Origin of the sequence: Leptospira sp. WS58.C1 (genome assembly GCF_040833995.1) — a bacterium.
GTDB classification, from domain to species: domain Bacteria; phylum Spirochaetota; class Leptospiria; order Leptospirales; family Leptospiraceae; genus Leptospira_B; species Leptospira_B cinconiae.
The window spans coordinates 1,873,519-1,894,944 of record NZ_CP162137.1 but is presented as its reverse complement, the minus strand read 5'-3'; the positions used below and the strand labels follow the sequence as shown (position 1 = coordinate 1,894,944).

At 42.0% G+C, this 21,426-nt stretch carries 20 protein-coding genes; 8 read left to right on the top strand and 12 right to left on the bottom strand.

The window, feature by feature from the left end:
- Positions 1 to 4 precede the first annotated feature (4 nt).
- Positions 5 to 1,222 carry a tyrosine--tRNA ligase gene (tyrS, locus tag AB3N61_RS08590; RefSeq protein WP_367897343.1) on the bottom strand — a complete coding sequence of 406 codons (1,218 nt, stop codon included), beginning with the start codon at positions 1,220 to 1,222 and terminating at the stop codon, positions 5 to 7.
- Positions 1,223 to 1,284: 62 nt separating this feature from the next.
- Here tyrS and AB3N61_RS08585 point away from each other — a divergent pair, with 62 nt between their 5' ends.
- The gene (locus tag AB3N61_RS08585; RefSeq protein WP_367897342.1) at positions 1,285 to 2,898 is read left to right on the top strand and encodes a glycerol-3-phosphate dehydrogenase/oxidase; all 1,614 of its coding nucleotides are present in this window, start codon (positions 1,285 to 1,287) and stop codon (positions 2,896 to 2,898) included.
- A gap of 113 nt (positions 2,899 to 3,011) precedes the next feature.
- Here the strand turns inward: AB3N61_RS08585 and rpoD are convergent, their stop codons facing one another.
- The 7 genes from rpoD to AB3N61_RS08550 form a co-directional block, all read right to left on the bottom strand.
- Positions 3,012 to 4,778, bottom strand: coding sequence for an RNA polymerase sigma factor RpoD (rpoD, locus tag AB3N61_RS08580; RefSeq protein ID WP_257588038.1), 1,767 nt, complete (start codon positions 4,776 to 4,778; stop codon positions 3,012 to 3,014).
- An 11-nt stretch (positions 4,779 to 4,789) separates the two neighbouring features.
- Complete coding sequence (dnaG, locus tag AB3N61_RS08575) at positions 4,790 to 6,580, bottom strand: DNA primase (RefSeq protein ID WP_367897341.1); 1,791 nt, start codon at positions 6,578 to 6,580, stop codon at positions 4,790 to 4,792.
- Positions 6,581 to 6,591: 11 nt separating this feature from the next.
- Entirely contained in the window at positions 6,592 to 7,041 is a 450-nt protein-coding gene (locus tag AB3N61_RS08570) for a GatB/YqeY domain-containing protein (protein ID WP_367897340.1), read from the bottom strand.
- A gap of 38 nt (positions 7,042 to 7,079) precedes the next feature.
- Positions 7,080 to 7,289: a 30S ribosomal protein S21 gene (rpsU, locus tag AB3N61_RS08565; protein WP_008591132.1), complete on the bottom strand. Its 210-nt coding sequence runs from the start codon at positions 7,287 to 7,289 to the stop codon at positions 7,080 to 7,082.
- A 202-nt stretch (positions 7,290 to 7,491) separates the two neighbouring features.
- Positions 7,492 to 7,956 carry a hypothetical protein gene (locus AB3N61_RS08560; protein WP_367897339.1) on the bottom strand — a complete coding sequence of 155 codons (465 nt, stop codon included), beginning with the start codon at positions 7,954 to 7,956 and terminating at the stop codon, positions 7,492 to 7,494.
- Between the two features lie 68 nt (positions 7,957 to 8,024).
- Complete coding sequence (locus tag AB3N61_RS08555; RefSeq protein WP_020768026.1) at positions 8,025 to 8,282, bottom strand: hypothetical protein; 258 nt, start codon at positions 8,280 to 8,282, stop codon at positions 8,025 to 8,027.
- Between the two features lie 142 nt (positions 8,283 to 8,424).
- A complete protein-coding gene (locus AB3N61_RS08550) occupies positions 8,425 to 8,847 on the bottom strand; it encodes a hypothetical protein (protein WP_036088840.1) in 423 nt (140 codons plus the stop codon).
- A gap of 117 nt (positions 8,848 to 8,964) precedes the next feature.
- On the opposite strand from AB3N61_RS08550, the gene fbp reads away from it, so the two are divergent.
- Complete coding sequence (fbp, locus tag AB3N61_RS08545) at positions 8,965 to 9,987, top strand: class 1 fructose-bisphosphatase (protein WP_367897338.1); 1,023 nt, start codon at positions 8,965 to 8,967, stop codon at positions 9,985 to 9,987.
- A gap of 317 nt (positions 9,988 to 10,304) precedes the next feature.
- Positions 10,305 to 11,957: a thiol-activated cytolysin family protein gene (locus AB3N61_RS08540; RefSeq protein ID WP_367897337.1), complete on the top strand. Its 1,653-nt coding sequence runs from the start codon at positions 10,305 to 10,307 to the stop codon at positions 11,955 to 11,957.
- 57 nt (positions 11,958 to 12,014) lie between these two features.
- Here the strand turns inward: AB3N61_RS08540 and galE are convergent, their stop codons facing one another.
- Entirely contained in the window at positions 12,015 to 12,986 is a 972-nt protein-coding gene (gene galE, locus AB3N61_RS08535; RefSeq protein ID WP_367897336.1) for a UDP-glucose 4-epimerase GalE, read from the bottom strand.
- Between the two features lie 161 nt (positions 12,987 to 13,147).
- On the opposite strand from galE, the gene AB3N61_RS08530 reads away from it, so the two are divergent.
- The 4 genes from AB3N61_RS08530 to AB3N61_RS08515 all read left to right on the top strand — a co-directional run bounded on the left by AB3N61_RS08530 (position 13,148) and on the right by AB3N61_RS08515 (position 17,138).
- Complete coding sequence (locus AB3N61_RS08530) at positions 13,148 to 13,357, top strand: DUF2892 domain-containing protein (RefSeq protein ID WP_020768359.1); 210 nt, start codon at positions 13,148 to 13,150, stop codon at positions 13,355 to 13,357.
- A gap of 70 nt (positions 13,358 to 13,427) precedes the next feature.
- Positions 13,428 to 15,950 (top strand): cation-translocating P-type ATPase, encoded by a 2,523-nt coding sequence (locus tag AB3N61_RS08525; protein ID WP_020768344.1) that lies wholly within the window; start codon positions 13,428 to 13,430, stop codon positions 15,948 to 15,950.
- Between the two features lie 30 nt (positions 15,951 to 15,980).
- Positions 15,981 to 16,757, top strand: coding sequence for a helix-turn-helix domain-containing protein (locus tag AB3N61_RS08520; protein WP_367897335.1), 777 nt, complete (start codon positions 15,981 to 15,983; stop codon positions 16,755 to 16,757).
- 66 nt (positions 16,758 to 16,823) lie between these two features.
- Positions 16,824 to 17,138, top strand: a complete 315-nt coding sequence (locus AB3N61_RS08515; protein WP_367897334.1) for an antibiotic biosynthesis monooxygenase family protein — start codon at positions 16,824 to 16,826, stop codon at positions 17,136 to 17,138.
- Here the strand turns inward: AB3N61_RS08515 and AB3N61_RS08510 are convergent.
- From AB3N61_RS08510 to mgtE, 3 genes are read right to left on the bottom strand one after another with little or no spacing between them, the layout of a single operon-like run.
- Entirely contained in the window at positions 17,135 to 18,112 is a 978-nt protein-coding gene (locus tag AB3N61_RS08510; protein ID WP_367897333.1) for an NAD(P)-dependent alcohol dehydrogenase, read from the bottom strand. The genes AB3N61_RS08515 and AB3N61_RS08510 overlap by 4 nt on opposite strands.
- A gap of 56 nt (positions 18,113 to 18,168) precedes the next feature.
- Positions 18,169 to 18,813 carry an LA_2219 family laminin/E-cadherin/plasminogen-binding protein gene (locus tag AB3N61_RS08505; protein ID WP_367897332.1) on the bottom strand — a complete coding sequence of 215 codons (645 nt, stop codon included), beginning with the start codon at positions 18,811 to 18,813 and terminating at the stop codon, positions 18,169 to 18,171.
- Positions 18,814 to 18,861: 48 nt separating this feature from the next.
- The gene (gene mgtE / locus AB3N61_RS08500; protein ID WP_367897331.1) at positions 18,862 to 20,256 is read right to left on the bottom strand and encodes a magnesium transporter; all 1,395 of its coding nucleotides are present in this window, start codon (positions 20,254 to 20,256) and stop codon (positions 18,862 to 18,864) included.
- Between the two features lie 137 nt (positions 20,257 to 20,393).
- Here mgtE and AB3N61_RS08495 point away from each other — a divergent pair, with 137 nt between their 5' ends.
- Entirely contained in the window at positions 20,394 to 21,425 is a 1,032-nt protein-coding gene (locus tag AB3N61_RS08495; RefSeq protein WP_020768011.1) for a flagellar motor protein MotB, read from the top strand.
- Position 21,426 lies beyond the last annotated feature (1 nt).

The following is a 21,426-nucleotide window of genomic DNA, read 5'->3' as shown; positions in this document are numbered from 1 at the left end:
TCGGTCAACTGACCAGACGGATGAATTTTCCTTTTTTGCCTTGGCGAATCAAGTATTCTGCGTTTTTGCTAACGGTAAATTTTTCATCCGAAAGTTTCTCTTCGTCGACATAAATCCCCCCGGACTTGATGAGCCGTCTCGCTTCCGAGGTTGATGGAACAAATCCTAGTTTGGCGAGGACCCAGATCAACTGTGGAGTCTCGGATTCTTGGAAAAATTCGGGACCAAGTTTTGTTTCCGGAATATTTTCCGGGATAGCTCTTGCTTTCGGATTATGGACCTTATTCCATTCTTCGATCGCTTCGGAATTTGCCTCCGGGGAAGAGAACTGGTCCATTATTAATTTTGCAAGTTCCGTTTTGACTTCTTTCGGGTGAAGTTCTCCGGATTGGATCCCTTTTTTACGTTCCGTAACGGATTCTAGAGGAAGATCCGTTAACAATTCGAAATAATTCCACATCAAATCGTCCGAAATGGACATGAGTTTTCCGAACATATCTATCGGTTCCTCAGTAATCCCAACGTAATTACCGAGAGACTTGGACATTTTTTTAACCCCGTCCAGACCGACAAGAAGCGGAAGAGTGATCACACATTGTGCTTCTTTTCCGTATTCTCTTTGTAATTCCCGACCAACAAGCAGATTGAATTTTTGGTCCGTCCCTCCCAATTCCACGTCGGCTTCCATTTCTACGGAGTCGTAACCTTGGACTAAAGGATATAGGAATTCGATAAGAGAGATAGGTTGTCCCCCCTTATACCTTTTGCTAAAATCGTCCCTTTCCAAAATCTGGGCAACGCTGTATTTTGAGGTCAGGACGAGAACATCTTCAAAATTCATCCCGGAACACCAACGGGAATTATAGACAATCTTGGTCTTCTCCTTATCCAAAACCTTAAAAACTTGGCTTTGGTAGGTTTCTGAATTTTTTTGGACTTCTTCTTTAGAGAGTCTTTTTCTGGTTTCGGATTTGCCTGTAGGATCTCCGATCATCGCGGTAAAATCCCCGAGTAGAAAATTCACCTCGTGACCCAGATCCTGGAAATGTTTTAATTTTCTAAGCAAAACGAAATGCCCCAAATGAAGGTCTGGGGCTGTCGGATCGAAACCGGCTTTGATTTTTAAGGACTTTTTTTTGGTAAGTTTGGAGGTAAGTTCCTCCTCGCTAATTAGGTCGACCGTCCCGCGTCGTATCAATTCGATTTGTTTTTTAGGTTCCATTTGGCTCTTTTATTGCAATTTCACCCGGCGAAATCAGCCTGTAAAGCAGGAAGACCTTGTAGATGCAAAAACACGATCGCAAAAGCCGCTTTGAAAAATTAAAGGAAGAACAATTTGACCTCCTGATTTTAGGGGGGGGAGCCACCGGAGCCGGGGCTGCGCTGGATGCAAGCCTTCGAGGACTGAAAGTAGCACTTTTAGAAAAATCGGATTTTTCCGCCGGGACATCTTCGCGTTCCACGAAACTCATTCACGGAGGTGTGCGGTATCTCGCACAATTCCATTTTAAATTGATACATGAGGCACTCACGGAAAGACAAAGACTTTTGGAAAATGCACCTCACCTAGTCAAACCTCTTCCGTTCATTCTTCCCACATACAAACTGTATGAAAAACCGTATTACAGTATCGGAATGACTATGTACGATATCCTGGCTTGGAAAGGAAATCTACCGTCTCACAAAAGAGTTTCGAAAGAAGAAGTAGAAAAAGATTTTCCGGCTCTCCAAACAAAGGGTTTAACCGGAGGGATCTTATACTACGACTCTCAGTTCAACGATGCGAGATTGAACGTAAATCTGGCACGCGCAGCTTCTAAAGAAGGCGCTCTGGTACTCAACCAAACGGAACTTCTATCCTTCCAGAAGAAGGACGGCAAAATTGTGGGAGGAAAAGTAAAAGATCTGATCGGCGGGGAAACCTATAACGTAAAAGCAAAAGTGGTGGTAAACGCAACAGGTCCTTGGGTGGATGATGTGCGCCTAAAGGACGATCCAAGAACCTATCGTGTGCTTTCTCCTAGCCAAGGTATCCATCTGGTTTTCAAAAAAGAAATCATCCCTTGTAATACAGCGCTCATCATTCCTAAAACGAAAGACGGGCGAGTCGTATTTATCATTCCTTGGGAAGACCATGTAATTTTGGGAACCACAGACACACCGATTCATGAAGTTAGCCAAGATCCTCTACCTTTGGAGTCTGAAGTGGAGTTCCTATTGCAGACAGGTTCCGAATATTTAGCCACACCCCTTCAAAGAAAAGATATTATCTCCGCCTTCTCAGGTATCCGACCTCTCATCTCTCCGGAAGGAAACCAAGACACAAAAAGTATTTCCAGAGAAGAAGTGATCCTTGTTTCTCCTTCCGGACTCATCACAATGGGAGGAGGAAAATGGTCTACGTATAGAAAGATGGCCGAGGATCTCATCGATCGAGTTTTGAAAGAAGCTTCCTTAGAAGAATTCGGCTCGAGCAGAACCGCAAAATACGCCTTCCCAGGAAAAGTTGGATATTCCGAAGATCTTTACAAAGAGATCCAAAAAATGTATAAGGTAAGTGAAGTATCCGCTAAACGTCTCCAAAATTTTTATGGCGGAGAAGTGTTCATCATACTCGGTAAAAAGCCGACTCCCCTTTTAAAAGGTGTGGAATATTTCCAAGAAGAAGTGGAGTGGTTCGTAAAAGAAGAATTTGCACTTACAGTGACGGACGTTCTTGCAAGAAGATTCAGAGTCCAGTTCTTAGATCTAAAATTTGCGGCAAAACTCGCAACACCTGTTTCCCAGATCTTGGCGAAACAACTTGGTTGGAAAGAAGCGCAGAGAAAAGAAAAAGAATCAGAGGCAATCGCACTCATTGAGTCTTTGAGATCTACCTACGACGGTAAAGGTAAGTAATAAAGTCTCACGCGAAGGCGCAAAGAAAAGAAGATATCATTTCGCACGGAGCCCACAAAGAACACTGAGTTTCAATTAAAACAAACCCTCAGTGAACTCCGTGCGAAACTATCTTAATCGATATAGTCTCTTAATTTTTTAGAACGAGATGGGTGACGTAGTCTTCGAAGAGCTTTTGCTTCGATCTGACGGATCCTTTCCCTGGTTACCTTGAACTGGTAACCGACCTCTTCCAAGGTTTGAGGATAACCGTCGTCCAGACCGAAACGCATACGGATCACTTTCTGTTCCCTTGCAGGAAGAGTATGAAGGACTTGTCGGATTTGTTCCGCTAAGATACTGGAAGCTGCGGAATTCACCGGAGATTCCACATCTTTGTCCTCGATAAAGTCTCCTAATTCCGAATCTTCTTCGGAACCGACCGGGATCTCGAGAGAGATAGGTTCTCTTGCTACGTTCTTAACCGCTTTTACTTTTTGGACAGGCCAGCCTAAACGTTCCGCAATTTCTTCATTGGACGGATCGCGACCGAATTCCTGCACGAACAAACGAGTCTCACGGATGACTTTATTCACTTGTTCGATCATGTGAACCGGAACACGGATCGTTCTCGCCTGGTCGGAAATCGCACGGGTGATTGCCTGACGGATCCACCAAGTAGCATACGTGGAAAATTTATATCCTTTCTTATACTCGAATTTGTCCACAGCTTTGATGAGACCGATATTTCCCTCTTGGATCAGGTCGAAAAAATGCATTCCTCGGTTTGCATAACGTTTTGCGATGGAAACCACAAGTCTAAGGTTTGCTTTAACGAGTTCTTTTTTGGCCTGAGCGATCTCTCTTTCACCTTTGATGATCTTTTCGCCCCAGTCCTTGATCTCTTGGACGGAAGAACCCGCTTCCTGTTCCATACGGCGAAGTTTACGCTCATTGTTTCGGATATCCTTAATGACCTCGCGAACCTCGTCGATAGAGACTCCCATCATCTTTTCGATATCTTCTAACTTTTCATTTTTCTCGATAAAACGGTTGAACGCTTTGATATCTTTAACGTCGTAACCGTATTGGGCTTTGATCTTTAAGAAATGACGATCTATCTCCTTGATTCGGAAGACCATGGATTTGATCTTTTGGGAAATTTTTTGAATCTCTTTTTGAGAAACTCCAAGTTCCCTAACAGCAGTGTCGATGATACCTTTCGAGATATCGATTTTCTCTTTGAACTCTTTATACTTTTTGGAGTTTTCGGAATATTTGCGGATCCTAGACTGAGCTTCTTGTAAAACTTTTTCCTGTTCTTGGATGACGGAGATGTTTTTGAAGAAAAGTTCTTCCAACTTCTTCGCTTCTTCCGCGTTCATCGCGTACATCTTGTCTACTCGAACAAGATCATATACTTTTGTCTTTTTACTACGGATCTTAGGAAGAAGTTTGATGAAGTTCGCTCTTAAAATAGAAGAACCTAAAATAGTTTCCTCTATGATCTTCTCGCCCTTTTCAATTTTTTTAGCGAGAAATACTTCCGTTTCTCCGGAGATCAAATTTACCTTTCCGATCTCTTTCAAATACAAACGGATCGGATCTTCCGAGCCGCCGGCTGAAGATGCCGTTTCTTTCTTTTTGCGGGCAGGTTTTACCGGAAGAGCTGGATCGTCTTTAGGCAGGATAGAAGAAGCCGGCTCCAAAGATTTTCTAGTATATTCTTCTACGATCTCTATTCCCATCTCGTGAAGAAGCGTGAATACATCGTCAATCTTCTCCGAGTTTAAGATCTTATCCGGAAGAATTTCGTTGATCTCGTCGTAGGAAATTTCGCTATTCGCCTTTCCTATCGCGATGATCTTCTGCACTTCCGGCATGCTTTGTAGATTTTCCATTCTGCGGTCCCCTATCTTACGCCCGAGTTTTCACTACGGATAAATTCCAATAATTTTGCTTTCTCGGTCTTATAATATGCCAGTTTTGTAAAATGTTCGGGATCATCCAAAGGTGAGCCCGAGTCCAACTCTTCCATTCTCTTATCGATCACGAAAAGTTTCTGTTGATTTAATAATCCTTTAAATACCTTCACGGAATCTTCCGGACTCATATCCGCTTCCGATATCAGGAACGGTGCTATAGATTCCTTAAATTCGTTCGGGATCTCGGAAGAAATCACGGAAGCGGGAGAAACTTCTTCTTCGCTTGCGTATCTCGTATATATAAAGTCCCATAAAAACGCACTTTTAGAGTCTAAGAATTCCAGTCCGGATAATTCTTCGGAAAAACGAAATAAATGATTCGCCTTCACAAGTAAGGCAATGATCTCTCTTTCGCATTTTTCGGCGGGGTTCGGGCCTGATACTCGTTTGGCGGATTTATCCTTATTATTATCGGACCCTGGAGAGGCAAACTTGGCTCCTCCACCCTTATAATCCCGTAAAACTGCATCCATGCTGATCCCGAGCCTTCTTGCCCCTAACCCTAAAAAAAACTCCCTATCGGAGTCCCGATTGAATCCTTTCAAAAATTGGTAAAGATTGTCCAATGCCCTTCTTTTCTTTTCCGGAAGAGCGCGGGAATCCGCCTTATCCAAAAGTTCTTCCACTACAAAAGAGGAAGCTGGGATCTGGTTTTCCAATAGTTTATGCAATTCTTGGCGATTCAATTCCTTGGAAATATCGAAAGGATCCTTTCCTTCCGGTAATAATATAACAAAACAATCCAGGCCTTCCTTGAGGCAAAGTTCCGCAGCATGTAACGCACCCTTTCTGCCTGCCGAATCCCCATCCAAAACGAGAAGGAATTTGTCGGAGAACTTTTTCATGGTCCGGATATGATTTTCAGTCACAGCGGTTCCCATACAAGCGACCGTATTTTCTAGCCCCTTATCAACGAGACCGATCACATCCAAATATCCCTCCACTAAAATCGAAGTCCTGGACTTTTGGATGGATTCTTTCGCTTGGTGAAGGTGATAAAACGTTCTTCCTTTATCGAATATGGAAGAAGCAGGACTGTTCACATATTTAGACTCTTTTCCTGGGCCTAAAATTCGTCCGGAAAATGCGATGACTCTCCCGGAAAGATCGAAAACAGGGAACATGATCCGATCTCTAAAAAAATCATAAGGTTCTTTTCCCTTTTCGGATTCGCGGATGAGGCCCACTTCCAAAGCTGCCTTGATCTCTTCTTTTGAATTAAAAACTTTTCCGGTTAAATGATTAAACCCGCCGGGAGCATAACCGAGTTGAAATGATTTTTGGATCTCTTCTCCGAGACCTCTGGAATTTAAATATTCTCTTGCTGCAAGACCTTGAGGTCCCCGCAGATTTTCTTGAAAAAAAAGTAGAGCCTTCTTATTTACTTTATAAAGGAGTTCGGTTCTTTCTACTTCTTCTTTCGCTTTTTCCTGGATCGGGATACCTGCATACTCGGAAAGGATTTCTTTCGCTCTTTGGAAATCCACTCTTTCGTAACTCATCACGAATTGGAATAGATCTCCGGAGGCCTTACATCCGAAACAATGATAGAATTGTTTATCTACGGAAACGTTAAAAGACGGAGATTTTTCTTGGTGGAATGGACAAAGACCCACCATGTTTCTCCCTCTTTTTTGTAAGGGTACAAATCGACTGATATAACTTTCGATGGGAACTTCCCTACGAATACGGTCGATAAATTCCCTTTGGAACTGCAAAGTATACCAGCTTAGGAAAGTTTAGATTTTACGATCGCAGAAACCTTTGATCCGTCTATGTTCGCGCCTTTAAACTCAGCCATTACTTTTCCCATAACCTTTCCTATGTCTTTGGGTCCGGATGCTCCGAGTTCTATAACAAATTTTTCTACGGCGGCGATGATTTGATCTTCGGGTACGTCTGGCGGAAGATATGATTTTAAGATTTCAGCTTCACCCTTTTCTTTTTCTGCAAGATCGGTACGATTCGCTTTTTCGTACATTTGGATTGCATCAGTACGTTTTGCATACCCACGTTTGATCAGGACGATGATCTGCTCATCGCTTAATTCCTGGGCTCCGTTTTTCGTAAGCTCGTATTGAATATCGGCCTTGAGTAGGCGTAAGGTGGAGAGAAGAGGCTCTTGTTTTGCTTTCATAGCCTCTTTCAGGTCGGTATTTATTTTTAATTGCAGGGACATGCCCGTTCCCCTATCTCTTAGGAACCTAAGACCGAGGATTAACCGCGGTCTTTGCGGGAGAAGAGACGTTTTTTCTTTTCTAATTTGCGTTTTGCGGATTCTAAAGCCTTTTTCTTTTTGATACTAGGCTTTTCGTAGAATTCACGTCTTTTGATCTCGCTCATGATTCCGGCGTTAGCACAATCTCTCTTAAAACGTTTGAGAGCGGATTCGATGGACTCGCCTTCCTTTACAATGATTCCTACCATTCGGTGGATTTCTCCTGTTTGGATTGTTTTAGGACCGGATAAACAATATCGCAAAAAAAACGATACCGACCCACTGCAAGAACAGAGGTCCGGAGTCTGAGGACAAAAGTCCCCGTATTTACTAATTTCTGTTGACTAGGTGGGAAGTCAAGGCCATTTGGCCGATTTTCAGGTCCGAAACTTAGAAATCCACGAAATGACCTTATATGGCCAAAATGGAGGTCCAACCGTATCCGTATAAACCAAGTATGACTCCAAGCCCAACTCCATAAATCAAATGGCCGAAAACGTGAGCTGCAGCTACACTGATCCCTGCTTCTCTAAATTGTTCTAATGGGTGATTTCTCGCGACTAATACCACCAAAAGAAATCCTACCAAATATCCATGGAAGAATCCCACTGCCCCTCCTGTTACAATAGAAGCGATTAAAATATGAGGGGCTAGATTGATCAAGAAAGCATAGGGAAATGCAAATATGATCCCGACGAGAATATGAGTCACTATCCCAGGGACTAAGGCCCTATTCATATCCTTTGTGAAAAAACTTCCTACGGCTCGGATCATATCCGCGTTGACGGAGCCTGCATAGTGAATGGACCACATCGAAAGAGACATACAAACGGTTCCGACAAAGCCGGCCAAGAAGATCAATCCTATCGCTTCCATAATTCCTCCCGCTCGAAGGGAAAAATTGTAGTCTATAAAATTAGGTCGGACAAGAACTAAAGAATGATTTACGCTGCAAAAAAATCCGCTTTTTGGATGGAAGAAATCTCGATTTCTGCTTCTATTCCGAAGTCGCCGTTTTTGATCACCACGTCACCGTTCATTTTTCTATTTTTATCCAGCTCGATCACGGTTCCGTCTTTTAGAGTGAGAATGATATCTATTCCGCGGTAGTTGATATAACGTTCCAAGGTATCCTTAAATCGTTTTGCCCTGTCTTTCATCTTCTCCTCCCATACGTTTTCATTTACGGTACAACCGTTCATTTTCTCGATAGAGTTTTTTTAGGAGAGATTTAATTTATTTTCGCATGGAGCCCACAGAGAGCACCGAGTTAGGTACACATTTGATACGTACAATTCTTCGTGAACTCAGTGTTCTCTGTGCGAAACGGTCCTTACGGAAATTTTAGAAATGGGCTTTGAGTAATTTTTCGTAAACAGGTTGGAAGGAATCCAAAGGTTCTGTGAATTCTAAAAATTTAATCTCATAGTCTATGATGAGATGATTCACTTGGAAGATAACTTCGTCGAATCTACTTTTTACGATATCCAATCTACAATCGGGACAAAAGGTTAAGAAAGACCTGGAATTCAGAACGTACAATTTATCATACGGCCGAAGATGGGCTTGGATCACAGATTTTAATTCTTCTAAAATTTCTCCCGATTTTTGTTCTCCCAATAGTTTGAAATACTGGGACAAGTCCTGGAAATAAAAATGGGTCAGCACCATTTCCGTGCTGAGTGAATTTTTAACGTCTCGTAAGAACTGATTCGTAAATTCTTCGAATACATCCGGGATCGGCGGCCTTTGATTCGTTGTTTCCATCTCTTTTAGAAATATCGACCGGATACCCTGCGAAAAACCGATTTTTTCAGGCTTGTCAACCTGCTTAGGAGCGATTTTATATCCGGTATAGCTAAAAAGCAAAAAGGAGAACCCATCGTGAGCGCCCACCCTACCCAATTAATGAGTCTTTCCCAATATTTAATCGAGGAACAACTCAAACTTCCCCAAGCAACAGGGGATTTTACGGCACTCATGAGCCATCTCGTATACGCCGCAAAAATTGTTTCTAGAGAAGTTCGAAAAGCCGGTCTTTTGGAAAATATTCTGGGCTCCACCGACCAAACCAATGTCCAGGGTGAAACAGTCATGAAACTGGACGAATACGCGGACAAGATCTTTACGCATACACTCACTCGTTGCGGGCATTTATGTGTGATGGGAAGCGAAGAACAGGAAGAGATCATCACTATCCCGACGGGATACAAGATCGGAAAATATACGATCGCAATCGATCCCTTGGATGGTTCTTCCAATATTGATGCAAACGTTTCCATTGGTACTATTTTTTCGGTTCATTTGAGAATTTCTCCCCAAGGAACTCCGGGAACTAAGGAAGATCTTTTACAAAAAGGATCTAAACAAAGAGCAGCAGGTTACATCGTTTACGGATCTTCTACCATGCTTGTACTTTGTGTCGGAAAAGGAGTCTCCGGATTTACATTAGATCCATCCTGTGGAGAATTTATTCTTTCTCATCCCGAAATGAAAATGCCCGAATCGGGAGGGATCTATTCCATCAATGAAGGGAACTACGACTACTGGTCGGATGAAGTGAAAAATTATATCCGAAACATCAAGTCCATCGAAGGGGGACGTAAACCTCAATCTTTACGTTATATAGGTTCGCTTGTAGCCGACTTCCATAGAAACTTATTGAAAGGTGGGATCTTCTTATACCCGAACGATACCAAATCTTCCAAATATCCGAAAGGAAAGCTTAGACTTTTATACGAAGTTGCACCCATGGCACTAATCGCCGAACAAGCGGGCGGAATGGCTGTGACAGTGGAAGGTAAAAGGATCCTTGATCTGGAACCGGAAGAACTTCACGAAAGGACAACATTCGTAGTAGGATCAAAAAAAGAAGTGGAACATTTTTTGACCTTTATAAAAAAATAATATATATCTGCGGATCTTCTTATTCTGTCTCCCGGATCGAAGGTCCGCAGCTTCCCGAATTCTTCTTTCCTTAACTCCTCTTTAATCGAATTTTTCATTCAAAAATCCCCCTAAAAATAAGCACTTAAATCCTACTTATATTTTAAACCTTCTCTTACTTTATATCAAGAAGACTTACATATCGTTCTTAATTCTTCTTATATATTATAATTTAATAATAAATAAAAATCTCATGATTTTATTTTAGCGCTTGCTACAAAAATTTGGGCAGATAAATCTGTGGGAGTTTGAAATAGAATACAAGGTATTTTGAAAGAATGAAGATAGTGAAAAATTGGATCAAACCTTCTGTAGCAGTGGCTTTAACTGCCGGTTACTTAGCGAGCTGTTCCCCGAATCAATCTAACTTAAGCGGTTTGTTTGGGTTTTTAGCGGGCTCGGGCTCTTCCAAACAAGTGGAAGAAACCGGTCCAGGAGCACTTAAGATCGCGGATGCAGGCGAATTGTATACGGAACCCTCCTATGGGCAGGCTCTTTCTTCTTCCAGTAGGGAAGCGATTACTCCTTTCCCTGCAGGGATTCCTGTTCCGGAATCAAAGACAGGCCATTACGCTTGCACCACCACAAAGTGGGGAGCCTCCGAGGTGAGAAGCCTTGTGGATCGGGCCATTCTAAATCAAGGCTCCGAAGTGATCTACCCTGGGGCCTTATTACAAGGTAAATTTTTAGAAGCGGGAGGTTATACTCCGGTTACCATCCCAAGATCCGGAGGTAAAATTTTCCTTACCGGTCTGAAACTTAGCCCGAACGCGATCTACTCTAAAGAATTAGCACAAGTAAGTGCTTCTAATATACAACAAGGGATCCAAGATATTCTATCCACGGATGTTGTCGGAACTGCGGCGGACGCTTCCTTCAGTGTAGAGCAGGTGTATAACGAAAATCATTTACTATTCAATCTCGGATTGGACGCACGTTTCTCCGATGTGGGCCTAAAAGTCAGCCTTGGGATCGACAATCTGGGTAAAAAGAATTATATACTGATGAAGTTTACCCAGAAGTTCTACGACGTAAACTTCGAAGATCCTACACTTTCTACTTCCGTATTTAAGGACGGAGCGAATTTCCAAGATCCGGAAGGACAGATCGCTGCAAATAATCCTCCATTATATGTTTCTAAAGTATCTTACGGAAGAGTGGTGTATTTCCTTTTGGAATCCGAATATACCGCACTCCAAGTCAAAACCGCATTGGAAGTCGCTTGGGATCCTGGGATTCTTTCCGCGGTTTCTCCCGTTCCTCCGATCGGTGGAGAAGTTTCCGTCACTCATGAACAGGTCTTAGACAGGACTAGGATCGCGTATTTCGTAAGAGGCGGGAATGCAGGTCTGGCCCTTGCCCCGATCAGCGCGGCTGATTCCGCTACTCCGGGAAGTATGTACCAAGCAATCCGTAATTTCTTAGCGAATCCGGAAGCGGCAAATTATTCCGCTGCAAACCCTGGAGTTCCTATCGCTTATACATTAAACTATCTGAAGGACAGATCTGTTGCTAAAATGAGTTATACAACCGTGTATGACCAACGGGATTGTGAAGCTACTTATTCCGAAAATCCTCAGGTATTCACTGCAAAACTCGGAAAAGTGGATGATAAGGTCCGTTTCCTAATGGATGGGCAGGAGTTCTTCTCCACAAATCCGGAGGCGGATATTTATACGGGACCTGAGATCAATCTGAATAATGCAATGAGTGTCGGTTCAGAACATGAGTTCACAGTGGAATTGTATAACTCGAATTGTTTTGGGACAGCGTTGGATTTCGATCTGAAATTGAATGGAACCGTATTAAGAACACGTAATCTAAATAGAAGTGTAAGCACCTGTGGAAAACAGTTAACTTACAAATATAAATTGAATAAGATTACGGGTGCGTGGTCCGTCATTGAAGAGAACGAAACGGCGGAATTTTAATCACTATTAACCGATCTTTCCGGCTTCTTCTCCCGACGGAGAAGAAGCCTTTTCTTTTTAATGAGAATGGTTTTTGTGAAATTCCCAGGCGCTCGAAACTATATCCTCTATCTTCGCGAATTTAGGATCCCAACCCAAAACCTTTTTAGCTTTCGTATTGTCTGCGATCAATTTTGCAGGATCCCCTTCTCTTCTTGGTCCGATCTTGTACGGGATCTGCATTCCCGAGATCTTTTCCACTGTTTTAATAATTTCCAAAATGGAAAACCCTTGCCCGGTCCCTAAATTGAAAAAGTCGGATAACCCGCCTTTTTTTAGATATTCCAAACCAAGATAATGTGCCTGGGCTAAATCCATTACATGGATATAATCTCGGACCGCCGTTCCGTCCTGTGTATCGTAATCATTTCCGTTCACAGTAAGAGAATCTCTTTTTCCTAATGCTTTTTCAATTACGATCGGAAGAAGATGAGTCTCCGGGTCATGTTCTTCTCCGATATCCAAGTCGGAGCCGGAAGCATTAAAATAGCGAAGAGCAACAAATTTCAGATCGTACGCGCGCGAATAGTCGGCCAAAATTTTTTCGATCATCAACTTGGATTGTCCGTATGGGTTGATCGGATCTTGGGGTGTGGTCTCCAAGATCGGAACTTCTGTCACGGCTCCGTACGTAGCGCATGTAGAAGAAAATATGAAGTATTTGACACCATATTTTTTCATTACTTCCAATAGTTGGAGAGTTCCCACAACATTATTGATATAATATTTTTGAGGATCGGTGACCGATTCTCCCACGTATGCAAGCGCGGCAAAATGAATGACCGCTTCAAACTCGTGTTCCGAAAATACTCGATCCAGGTCGGCCTTTTCTAATAGATCTCCCTTGAAAAACTTTCCCCATTTGACCGCTTTTTCATGACCGTTGGAAAGATTATCGAATACAACCGTGTCCACGCCTAGTTTGTGGAGATATTTATTCATGTGAGAGCCGATATATCCGGCTCCACCGGTGATCAGGATTTTTTTCATAAATCTTTTACATGTATTTCAGATGGATCGAAATTGTAAAAAGGAATTTATACCTGATAATTATCAGCTCTTAAGAACGGATCCGCATCCGTCCAATCATTGACAAGGATTTAAGAAAGTAAGAATATTTCTAGTCGAGATACGATCAATAGGTGTTCCATATGAAATTTATAAATTCAAACTTTTGGGATAGAGCTTTCAGAGTGGTATTGGGTACTTCCTTAATTACCTGGGCTTTTTATATAGAGGATCTGTACAAGCTTGCGATTTTCGCGGTGGGTTTCGTTATACTTGCAACGGGAATTGTCGGTTGGTGTCCAATTTATTCCCTGTTCGGCTGGAATACCAGGACCCATTCCAAAAGATCATAGACTTCTCGTTACTCCACTTTGCTAAGAAAGGTCTTGCCAAAGTGGAGTAGATTATAGCAATTTCTATTCTATGCCCCCAACCCAGGAGATTGTTTATCAAGGTTTAAGTTTTTCGGAAGCCTCCAAACTTCTCCAAAAGTTTGGACCAAATGAGTCCAAGTTAAAAAAAACCTCCTTTTGGAGGATCAGTCTTTCTATTCTTTCCGAACCGATGCTATCCTTACTACTGGCATGCGGTTTTATTTACGCCTTACTCGGGGACTTAGATGAAGCAGCCGCACTCTCTATCGGTGTGATTGCAGTTATTTCTCTAACCATCTACCAGAGGAATAAATCGGAACGGGCCTTGGAATCTCTTAGAAAACTTTCCCCTCAAAAGGCGAAGGTGATAAGAGAGGGGAAAAAAATTGAGATAGATTCGTCCCTAATCGTTCCCGGAGATCTTATATTTTTATCCGAAGGAGATAAAGTTCCGGCCGACGGGTATTTGGTAGATGGATTAAATCTGCATGCCGACGAATCTCTTTTGACCGGAGAATCTGTTCCGGTCTTAAAAGAAGAAACGGATTTCTACAGTCCCGGACCTTTTTCCGAATTCCAAAAATTGTTTTCGGGAACCAAGGTTGTCTCCGGAGAAGGTATCATTAAAGTATTATTTACGGGAGACTCCACATCTCTCGGCTCTATCGGAAAAGAAATGGGTGAAATTTCCGAATCGGAAAGCCCTCTCCAAAAGGAAGCCAAAAGATTTACTACATTCTTTTTTTTAGGAGCTTTGGTATTTTCCGTTTTTCTAATATATGGTCTCGGAATACGGAACGGAAATTGGATGCAGGCCTTTTTAGCGGCGCTTACGTTCTTAATGGCGGTAATGCCGGAAGAAATTCCAGTAGTACTAAGCATATTTTTTTCCTTAGGAGCTTGGAGAATTTCCAAAAGCGGAGTTTTGGCAAGGAACCTGAGCTCTATAGAATCACTTGGGGCGGCGACTGTACTGTGCGTGGATAAAACAGGGACCTTGACCGAAAACCAAATGAAGGTGAAAGGTTTAATTTCTTCCGCTGAAAATAGTTTATTTGAATTTAATACTCCGGAAGTCGAGGAAGAATTTCATCTTCTATTGGAATTCTCCATTCTTGCCTCCAAAAAAGATCCTTTCGACCCTATGGAGAAAGCGATCCAAGAATTAGGGATCAATCTTCTATACGATACCGAACATCTTCATGCAAATTGGACGTTAGAAAAGGAATATCCACTTTCCCCCAAATTACTTGCACTTAGTTACGCCTGGAATTCGGAAGATCCGGGCACATTCGTGATCGGTACGAAAGGAGCACCGGAAGCGATCTTTGATCTTTGCCATTTTTCTATGGAAAGAACAGAACACTGGGAGAAGGTCACGGAAACTTATTCCCTCCAAGGATATAGAGCGATCGGAGTGGCAAGATCGAAAATTTCAAATTCTTCTCTTCCTGAAAACCAACATGATCTGGAATTTGAATTTTTAGGTTTGATCTTACTCGAGGATCCGGTCCGAGAAACTGTCCCTGCTTCAGTCTCAGAATGTATTAAAGCAGGGATAAGGATCATTATTATTACGGGAGATCATGCGGGAACTGCTAAAGCCGTAGCTTCTAAAATTGGATTAGAAGGACATACTGAAAGTATAACCGGAGACGAACTGGAAAAACTCACTGAAGAAGAATTGGATTCTAAATTAGATACCGTTGGGATATTTTCGCGGATCAAACCTGCACAAAAATTAAAGATAGTCAGAGGATTTCAAAAAAAGGGAGAGATCGTCGCAATGACTGGAGATGGAGTAAATGACGCTCTTGCATTGCAAGCGGCTCATATTGGGGTCTCTATGGGAAAAAGGGGAACCGACGTAGCAAGAGAAGCTTCCGATCTGGTACTATTGGATGATAATTTTTCCTCTATTGTGAAATCCGTATTTTTAGGAAGAAGGATCTACGAGAATATACAAAAAAGTATCTCTTATATTCTTTCGGTTCACGTGCCTATCATAGGAATGTCTCTATTACCGGCTTTCACTGGAGATCCGCTTTTCTTTTTTCCGGCACATATTATGGTCTTGGAGTTGATAGTAGATCCAATTTGTTCCATCGTTTTTGAGTCGTTGGAGCTGGAAAAAGGGGATCGTTATTCCAGTCCAAGGAGAAAAAATTCGGATTTACTTACTATTTCCAAATTCTCCCTCTCCTTTTTGCAAGGGATAATGGTCCTAATTTTATTATTAACCTTATATTTCTGGATGAAACAAAAAGGTTATAACGAGAATGAGATCCGATCTTTCGGTTTTATTTTTCTTGTTGTATCTAATTTCAGTCTGATGCTTACGAATTTAACTCATAAAGGAGGATTCATCTCCATTTTGAGATCTTTACATTCTAGCGTATTCTGGGTTTTCTTTTTAGCGGCTTCCGCGTTGATCGCAAGTTTTCAGTTCGAATTTAGCCTTCGGTTATTCGGTTTTCAAAAAATATCTTCCGACTGGGTGCTTCTTTCCATCGTGTTGGGACTTGCCTCCGGATTAATTTGGGAAATTAGAAAGATCCGATTTTTTGCTTGAGAGTTTTCGATGTAGAAGAAGTATATTTGTGTGAATGTTGAGACATTTTTACCGAGTAAAAATTTACAACCGTATATCCGCCAGTACCTGATCATAGGAAGTGATACCGGAATGCGGAATAAAATTTTACCCGGGTCTTCCTTAGTGATCTCCTTCAGGCTTAAGGGTAAAATCAGTCACAAAGAAGGAGATCGAGAGAGTATTCTTCCTAATTCCGGAATTGCGGGACTAAGACGTAATCCTAGGTTGATCGAATATTCCAAAAACACGTCTACTCTACTTGTAATTTTTAAAGAAGGTGGAGCTGTCAATTTTCTCAAAGAACCACTTCACAATTTATTCGAATTGAATCTATCTTTGGATTATTTGATTTCTGCGAAGAAGGTACGGGAAACGGAACAGAGACTTTTTCACACAAAAACGAATCTTGAAAAAATCTCCATAATCGAAAAATTCCTAATTTCTGAATGGGTCGGGTCGAAAGAAGACAAACTAATTCTGGATTCTGTCCATAGGATCAGAAAATCGAATGGAAATCTAAAGATCGCAGATTTGCTAAAAGGAATGCCAATCAGTAGAGATTCGTATGAAAAAAGATTTAGAGAAGTGATCGGGACCAGTCCTAAACAATTATCAAACCTCGTAAGAATGCGAAATATTATAGATTCCTACTCTTCTAAGATCAATTTTACGGATCTCGCTCAGGAATCCGGATATTTTGACCAGGCCCATTTTATTAAGGATTTTAAAACTTTTACTGACGAGACTCCGAAACGGTTTTTTAAACTTTCGACTCCCTACTGGTAAAATTCTGAATTTTTACAATTTTAGATTTCCTGGATGGAGTATTCTTTTTCCAGAAGGAGAATAAGAATGCAAAAAGTCCTGATCGATACGTTTATCGTTCCTAAAAAAGCCGAGGAAGAATTTTTCAGAAGAGTCAAGGTGAATCGAAGCTTGATCAAAAATCTTCCCGGTTTTCTGCAAGATTCGGCTTACATCCGTGAAAAAAGCGCAGATGAGATCCAATTTGTGACTGTAGCCGTTTGGGAAAATGAAGATGCAATTTCCAACGCTAAAAAGGAAGTTTTAGCATCCTACCAAAAAGAAGGATTCGATATGCCGGGAATGCTAGAAAGACTTGGAATTTCTATCGAAAGAGGAATTTTCGAATCGGCGGAAAGTTAGGAACTCACTTGAATGATTACTTTACCGCCTGCATGGCCTTCTTCAACATAACGTACCGCTTCCGGAACTTCGTCCAACGTATATCGTCTATCGATGACGGATTTGATCTTTCCGGATTGCAGAAGTTCTGACAGAAAAATAAGGTCCTTTTGATTCGGCTGAGAAGAAGCAGTCACGATCTTACGATCACTAAAAAGTGAAAGAAACGGTCCCAGAAGTAAAGCTTGGAAGAGTTGAGCCGTCCCTCCTCCAGCCATAACGTATCGCCCTTTGGGAGTTAAACTATTTTTGTATTCGAAAATGGAATGAAACCCATTAACACCAAGTATTAGATCGTATTTTTTTCCGTTCCGAGTGAAATCTTCCTTCGTGTAGTCGATAACGTGATCTGCTCCTAAAGATACAGCGGTATCCTTTTTAGAAGTACTACAAACTGCCGTCACTTCGGCCCCGAAATATTTCGCGAGCTGTATCGCAAAAGTTCCTACTCCTCCGGAAGCACCGTTAATCAGAACTTTTTGTCCGGATTGGACCTTACCGAAATCTCGTATAGAGTGCAAGGCAGTCATTCCAGCCAAAGGTAAAGCCGCTACATCCTCGAAGGACAAGTTAGACGGTTTTAAAACGAACTCATCCTCTTTACTACATTTGTATTCTGCGAACGCGCCGAAGCCGCTTGCAGAAACATCTCCGAATACGTCGTCACCTGGGCGGAATTTCGTAATATTCCTGCCCACTGCCTCGACAGTCCCGGCAACATCTGCACCTAATATGGAGATTTTTTTAGGTTTAAAAAGCCCTGCATATAAGCGTACTAAAAAAGGATCAGCCCTCATCATTCGCCAATCAGCCGCATTTACGGAAGCAGTCCGAACCTTTATTAAGATCTCGTTTTCTTTAGGATTAGGCTTTTCTACTTCTTTAATTTGAAGAACATCCGGGGACCCATAATTTTCATATACGATTGCTTTCATTTTTATACCTAAACTACGTATCTATCTGTACAGTATAAGAAGTTGAAGGGAAAAAATTATCTCTTCTTTACCTCTCCCTTCAGTTCTTCCTTAACCGTGTCTCTGGTGGTATTGGATTTATTTTCCAATTTGATCGTATAGTGGATCTGGTATTTAGTTACCACCGGCTTTTCCTCCGAATGTTCCATAGACCAACGGGTCACATCATTCTGGATGATCTTGGCTAAATTGTTTATTCTCGGAACTCTTGTATTAAAACGGATCGTTTCGACGGCACCCGTGTTTCCGTTCAGGATCACTAATATAATCCCATCGTCGCTGAAATTGATCCTATTATATTTTACTAATTCTTCACTGATGAGTGCATCTCCTCCCTTATCCACTTTTCTGCGGATATATTTGGAACCTCTAATCTGGCGAACCTGGTAAGAGTCGCTTGTAATATACACTCGAAAATATTCCGCACTGTCTTTGGACTGGCTCTGGAAAGAAATAGGATCAGTGGAGGTGATCTTCACTTCTTTACCGTCTTCGTCTATGATCTCCTCGTTTTCTCCGGCTGGATTGGGGAGGATCTCTCCCTTAGGAGTTTCCGGAGTTTGGGTGCTTGGTCCTCCGGCGCTAATGCAGGAAATAAAGTATAAACAAAACAGAACCGCAAAACCGACTAAAAAAATTCGGAAAACCGAAACGCGAAACATTGGCCTCTCCTATACGAGGAAATCTATGATTTTATGCGAATATTCCAACTATACCAAATATTGCAAGAATAGTGTGGCAAGCCCCAAGAAACAAAAGAAGCCGAACACATCCGTGGTAGTTGTTACAAATATGGAAGATGCAATTGCAGGATCGATCCCGACTACTTTTAGTAACATAGGGATACAAGCTCCTACAATGGCTGCTACGATCAGATTTGCGAGCATCGCCAAAAAGATAACAATCGCCAAGGCAAGTTTTCCCGTATAAAAAAATACGGCAAGTCCTGTGATCGAACCGATCGTGAGACCGTTGATTAAACCTATGATCCCTTCTTTTCGAAAACCAACCGTCCAGTTGGATTGGCTCAAATCGCCCGTAGCGATATTTCGTACGACTACAGTAATGGATTGGGTGCCGGCATTTCCCCCCATCCCGGCTACGATCGGCATTAGGCTCGCAAGTAATACAAAGGATTGGATTGTGTCTTCGAAAAGAGCGACTGTAGACGCAGCTACCACGGCGGTTCCTAGATTGATCACAAGCCAGGTCAATCTCCTTCGAATGGAATCCCAGATGGAAGTATTCAACCGTTCTTCCTCTGAAACACCCCCCATCCGCAAAATGTCCTCGGACGCTTCTTCCTGAACGATATCCAAGATATCGTCTACCGTGATCCTGCCTATGATCCTATCCAGATCGTCAACCACTGCCGCGGAAACTAAGTCGTATTTCCTGAATATTCGGGCAACTTCTTCCTGGTCCGTATCATAATGTATGGAGAATACTTCCTCTTTTACAAGCCGACTCACTTTCTGGTTAAGAGGTGCAAGAAATAGGTCCTTGAGTCTGATAAAACCTTTTAAATGATTTTCCGCGTCGGTAACATAAAGAAGGTAGATATCGTCCGTCTCTTTGGCGACCCTTCTTAATTTGATGATCGCTTTTCTGACCGTGTCGGTCTCATACGCGGATGCAAATTCGGTCGTCATCAAACGACCGGCAGTATATTCCCTAAAATTCAGCTGTTTTCGGATCTGAGAAGAATCTTCCCGATCCAAAGAGTTCAGGATTTCCTCGGCTTTTGCCTTGGGGATCTCAGAGATCAGATTTGTAACGTCGTCCGGTTCCAGATTTTCGACGATAGGAGAGATCTCCTTCATATTCAGGCGGGAGATCAGATCTGCCTGCCTATCCTCGTCGAACTCGACTAAAATTTCGGACTGCTGTTCGGAATCACAAAGTTTAAATACGTAGAATGCTTCGTTAATATCCAGCTTTTCCAGGACCTCGGCTATATCCGCCGGGTGATTGGAAGAAGTGAAGTCGAGTAAGAACTTATTGTCCTTTTTTTCTATCTTTTCGAGGAAAAAATCCATCCAGTCTGCGGATTGCGGATTTGCCTTCAGGGAAGAAATTTCCTTCGTGCTATTTGTTTCGTCCATATAGGCAACCTCCCCCTATGACAGAATCCTGATAGAATTCATCGGTTCAATGAATTTCCTGCTTTTTGGTACAAGAGTTTTTCATTTGACTGGGGGCTTGCAGCCTTAGAATAGAACCTAGTTCCCCCTATCCGACTATGAAACCTTCTCTTTTACGACTTACTCCCGTTCTTCTATTCTTATTTTCTTTGCCGCTGTTTTCAGACGCATTTTATTTCCCTTGGGAATACAACAAACTCTTTAATGAGAACGCCACCTTGAGAATTGAGTTGGATTCTCTTAGACTTCGTTATAGAAACGAGACCGAAAACTCTAAAAAGGAAAAACTAAGCCTAGATGCCAGGATCCAAAATTTGGAAGAGCAGCTCGCAGGCGAAAAATCCTTCAGAGAAAGAGACAAAGAAATTTCAGCTGAGCAGATCCGTGCTTTGGAAAACCAGATCGCTCTTCTAAAAGCCAAAAGTGGAAATAAAGAAAAAGAACTGATAGAAGAGAACGAAAAGCAGTCCAAAAAATACCAGGAACTCCTCTCCGAATTAAAGTCCGAACTTGAAAAAGAAAGACTGGGTTGTATCCGGAAAATGGATGAACTCAAAAGAGAATATGAGTCCAAAATTGCAGGTCTGGAAGCAAGGATCAAAGAATTAGAAGATAATCTTTCCAAACTCAAAAATCTAAATGAAGATCAAAAAAGAGAATTAAATCGTTTAGCGGAACAAGCAACCGAACTAGAATCCAAACTATCCGGTGAGATTGCCAAGGGCCAGATCCGAGTAAAACGTTTTCATAATAGACTAGTCATCAATATAGACGATCAGATCTCTTTTGATTCAGGCTCAGCCGAATTGAAAAAACAGATCTTTCCAGCTTTGGACAAGATCAAAGAGATCCTGGTAAAATATCCGGGTAACCTGATCATTGTAGAAGGCCATACGGATAATATTCCGATACGTAATAAAAAATTTAACGATAACTGGCAGTTATCAACGGAAAGAGCGCTTTCCGTAGTTCGATTTTTATTAGAGAGTAAAAATTTAGACGCAAGGAACTTCTCCGTAGCAGGATATGGAGAACACCAACCGATCGTTTCCAATGATACTCCTGAAAACCGTTCCTTGAATAGAAGAGTGGATATCGTTCTAGAACCCCAGAGCGGAAAGAGTCACTAAA

What these genes read in the sequence shown, in the direction of transcription:
- AB3N61_RS08560 (WP_367897339.1), bottom strand. Translation starts at nt 7,956, where the DNA reads ATGGAAGCGATAGGATTGATCTTCTTGGCCGGCTTTGTCGGAACCGTT.
- AB3N61_RS08555 (WP_020768026.1), bottom strand. Translation starts at nt 8,282, where the DNA reads ATGAACGGTTGTACCGTAAATGAAAACGTATGGGAGGAGAAGATGAAA.
- AB3N61_RS08550 (WP_036088840.1), bottom strand. Translation starts at nt 8,847, where the DNA reads ATGGAAACAACGAATCAAAGGCCGCCGATCCCGGATGTATTCGAAGAA.
- rpsU (WP_008591132.1), bottom strand. Translation starts at nt 7,289, where the DNA reads ATGGTAGGAATCATTGTAAAGGAAGGCGAGTCCATCGAATCCGCTCTC.
- AB3N61_RS08495 (WP_020768011.1), top strand. Translation starts at nt 20,394, where the DNA reads ATGAAACCTTCTCTTTTACGACTTACTCCCGTTCTTCTATTCTTATTT.
- AB3N61_RS08515 (WP_367897334.1), top strand. Translation starts at nt 16,824, where the DNA reads ATGCAAAAAGTCCTGATCGATACGTTTATCGTTCCTAAAAAAGCCGAG.
- mgtE (WP_367897331.1), bottom strand. Translation starts at nt 20,256, where the DNA reads ATGGACGAAACAAATAGCACGAAGGAAATTTCTTCCCTGAAGGCAAAT.
- galE (WP_367897336.1), bottom strand. Translation starts at nt 12,986, where the DNA reads ATGAAAAAAATCCTGATCACCGGTGGAGCCGGATATATCGGCTCTCAC.
- AB3N61_RS08570 (WP_367897340.1), bottom strand. Translation starts at nt 7,041, where the DNA reads ATGTCCCTGCAATTAAAAATAAATACCGACCTGAAAGAGGCTATGAAA.
- AB3N61_RS08540 (WP_367897337.1), top strand. Translation starts at nt 10,305, where the DNA reads ATGAAGATAGTGAAAAATTGGATCAAACCTTCTGTAGCAGTGGCTTTA.
- tyrS (WP_367897343.1), bottom strand. Translation starts at nt 1,222, where the DNA reads ATGGAACCTAAAAAACAAATCGAATTGATACGACGCGGGACGGTCGAC.
- AB3N61_RS08530 (WP_020768359.1), top strand. Translation starts at nt 13,148, where the DNA reads ATGAAATTTATAAATTCAAACTTTTGGGATAGAGCTTTCAGAGTGGTA.
- AB3N61_RS08510 (WP_367897333.1), bottom strand. Translation starts at nt 18,112, where the DNA reads ATGAAAGCAATCGTATATGAAAATTATGGGTCCCCGGATGTTCTTCAA.
- AB3N61_RS08585 (WP_367897342.1), top strand. Translation starts at nt 1,285, where the DNA reads ATGCAAAAACACGATCGCAAAAGCCGCTTTGAAAAATTAAAGGAAGAA.
- AB3N61_RS08505 (WP_367897332.1), bottom strand. Translation starts at nt 18,813, where the DNA reads ATGTTTCGCGTTTCGGTTTTCCGAATTTTTTTAGTCGGTTTTGCGGTT.
- rpoD (WP_257588038.1), bottom strand. Translation starts at nt 4,778, where the DNA reads ATGGAAAATCTACAAAGCATGCCGGAAGTGCAGAAGATCATCGCGATA.
- AB3N61_RS08525 (WP_020768344.1), top strand. Translation starts at nt 13,428, where the DNA reads ATGCCCCCAACCCAGGAGATTGTTTATCAAGGTTTAAGTTTTTCGGAA.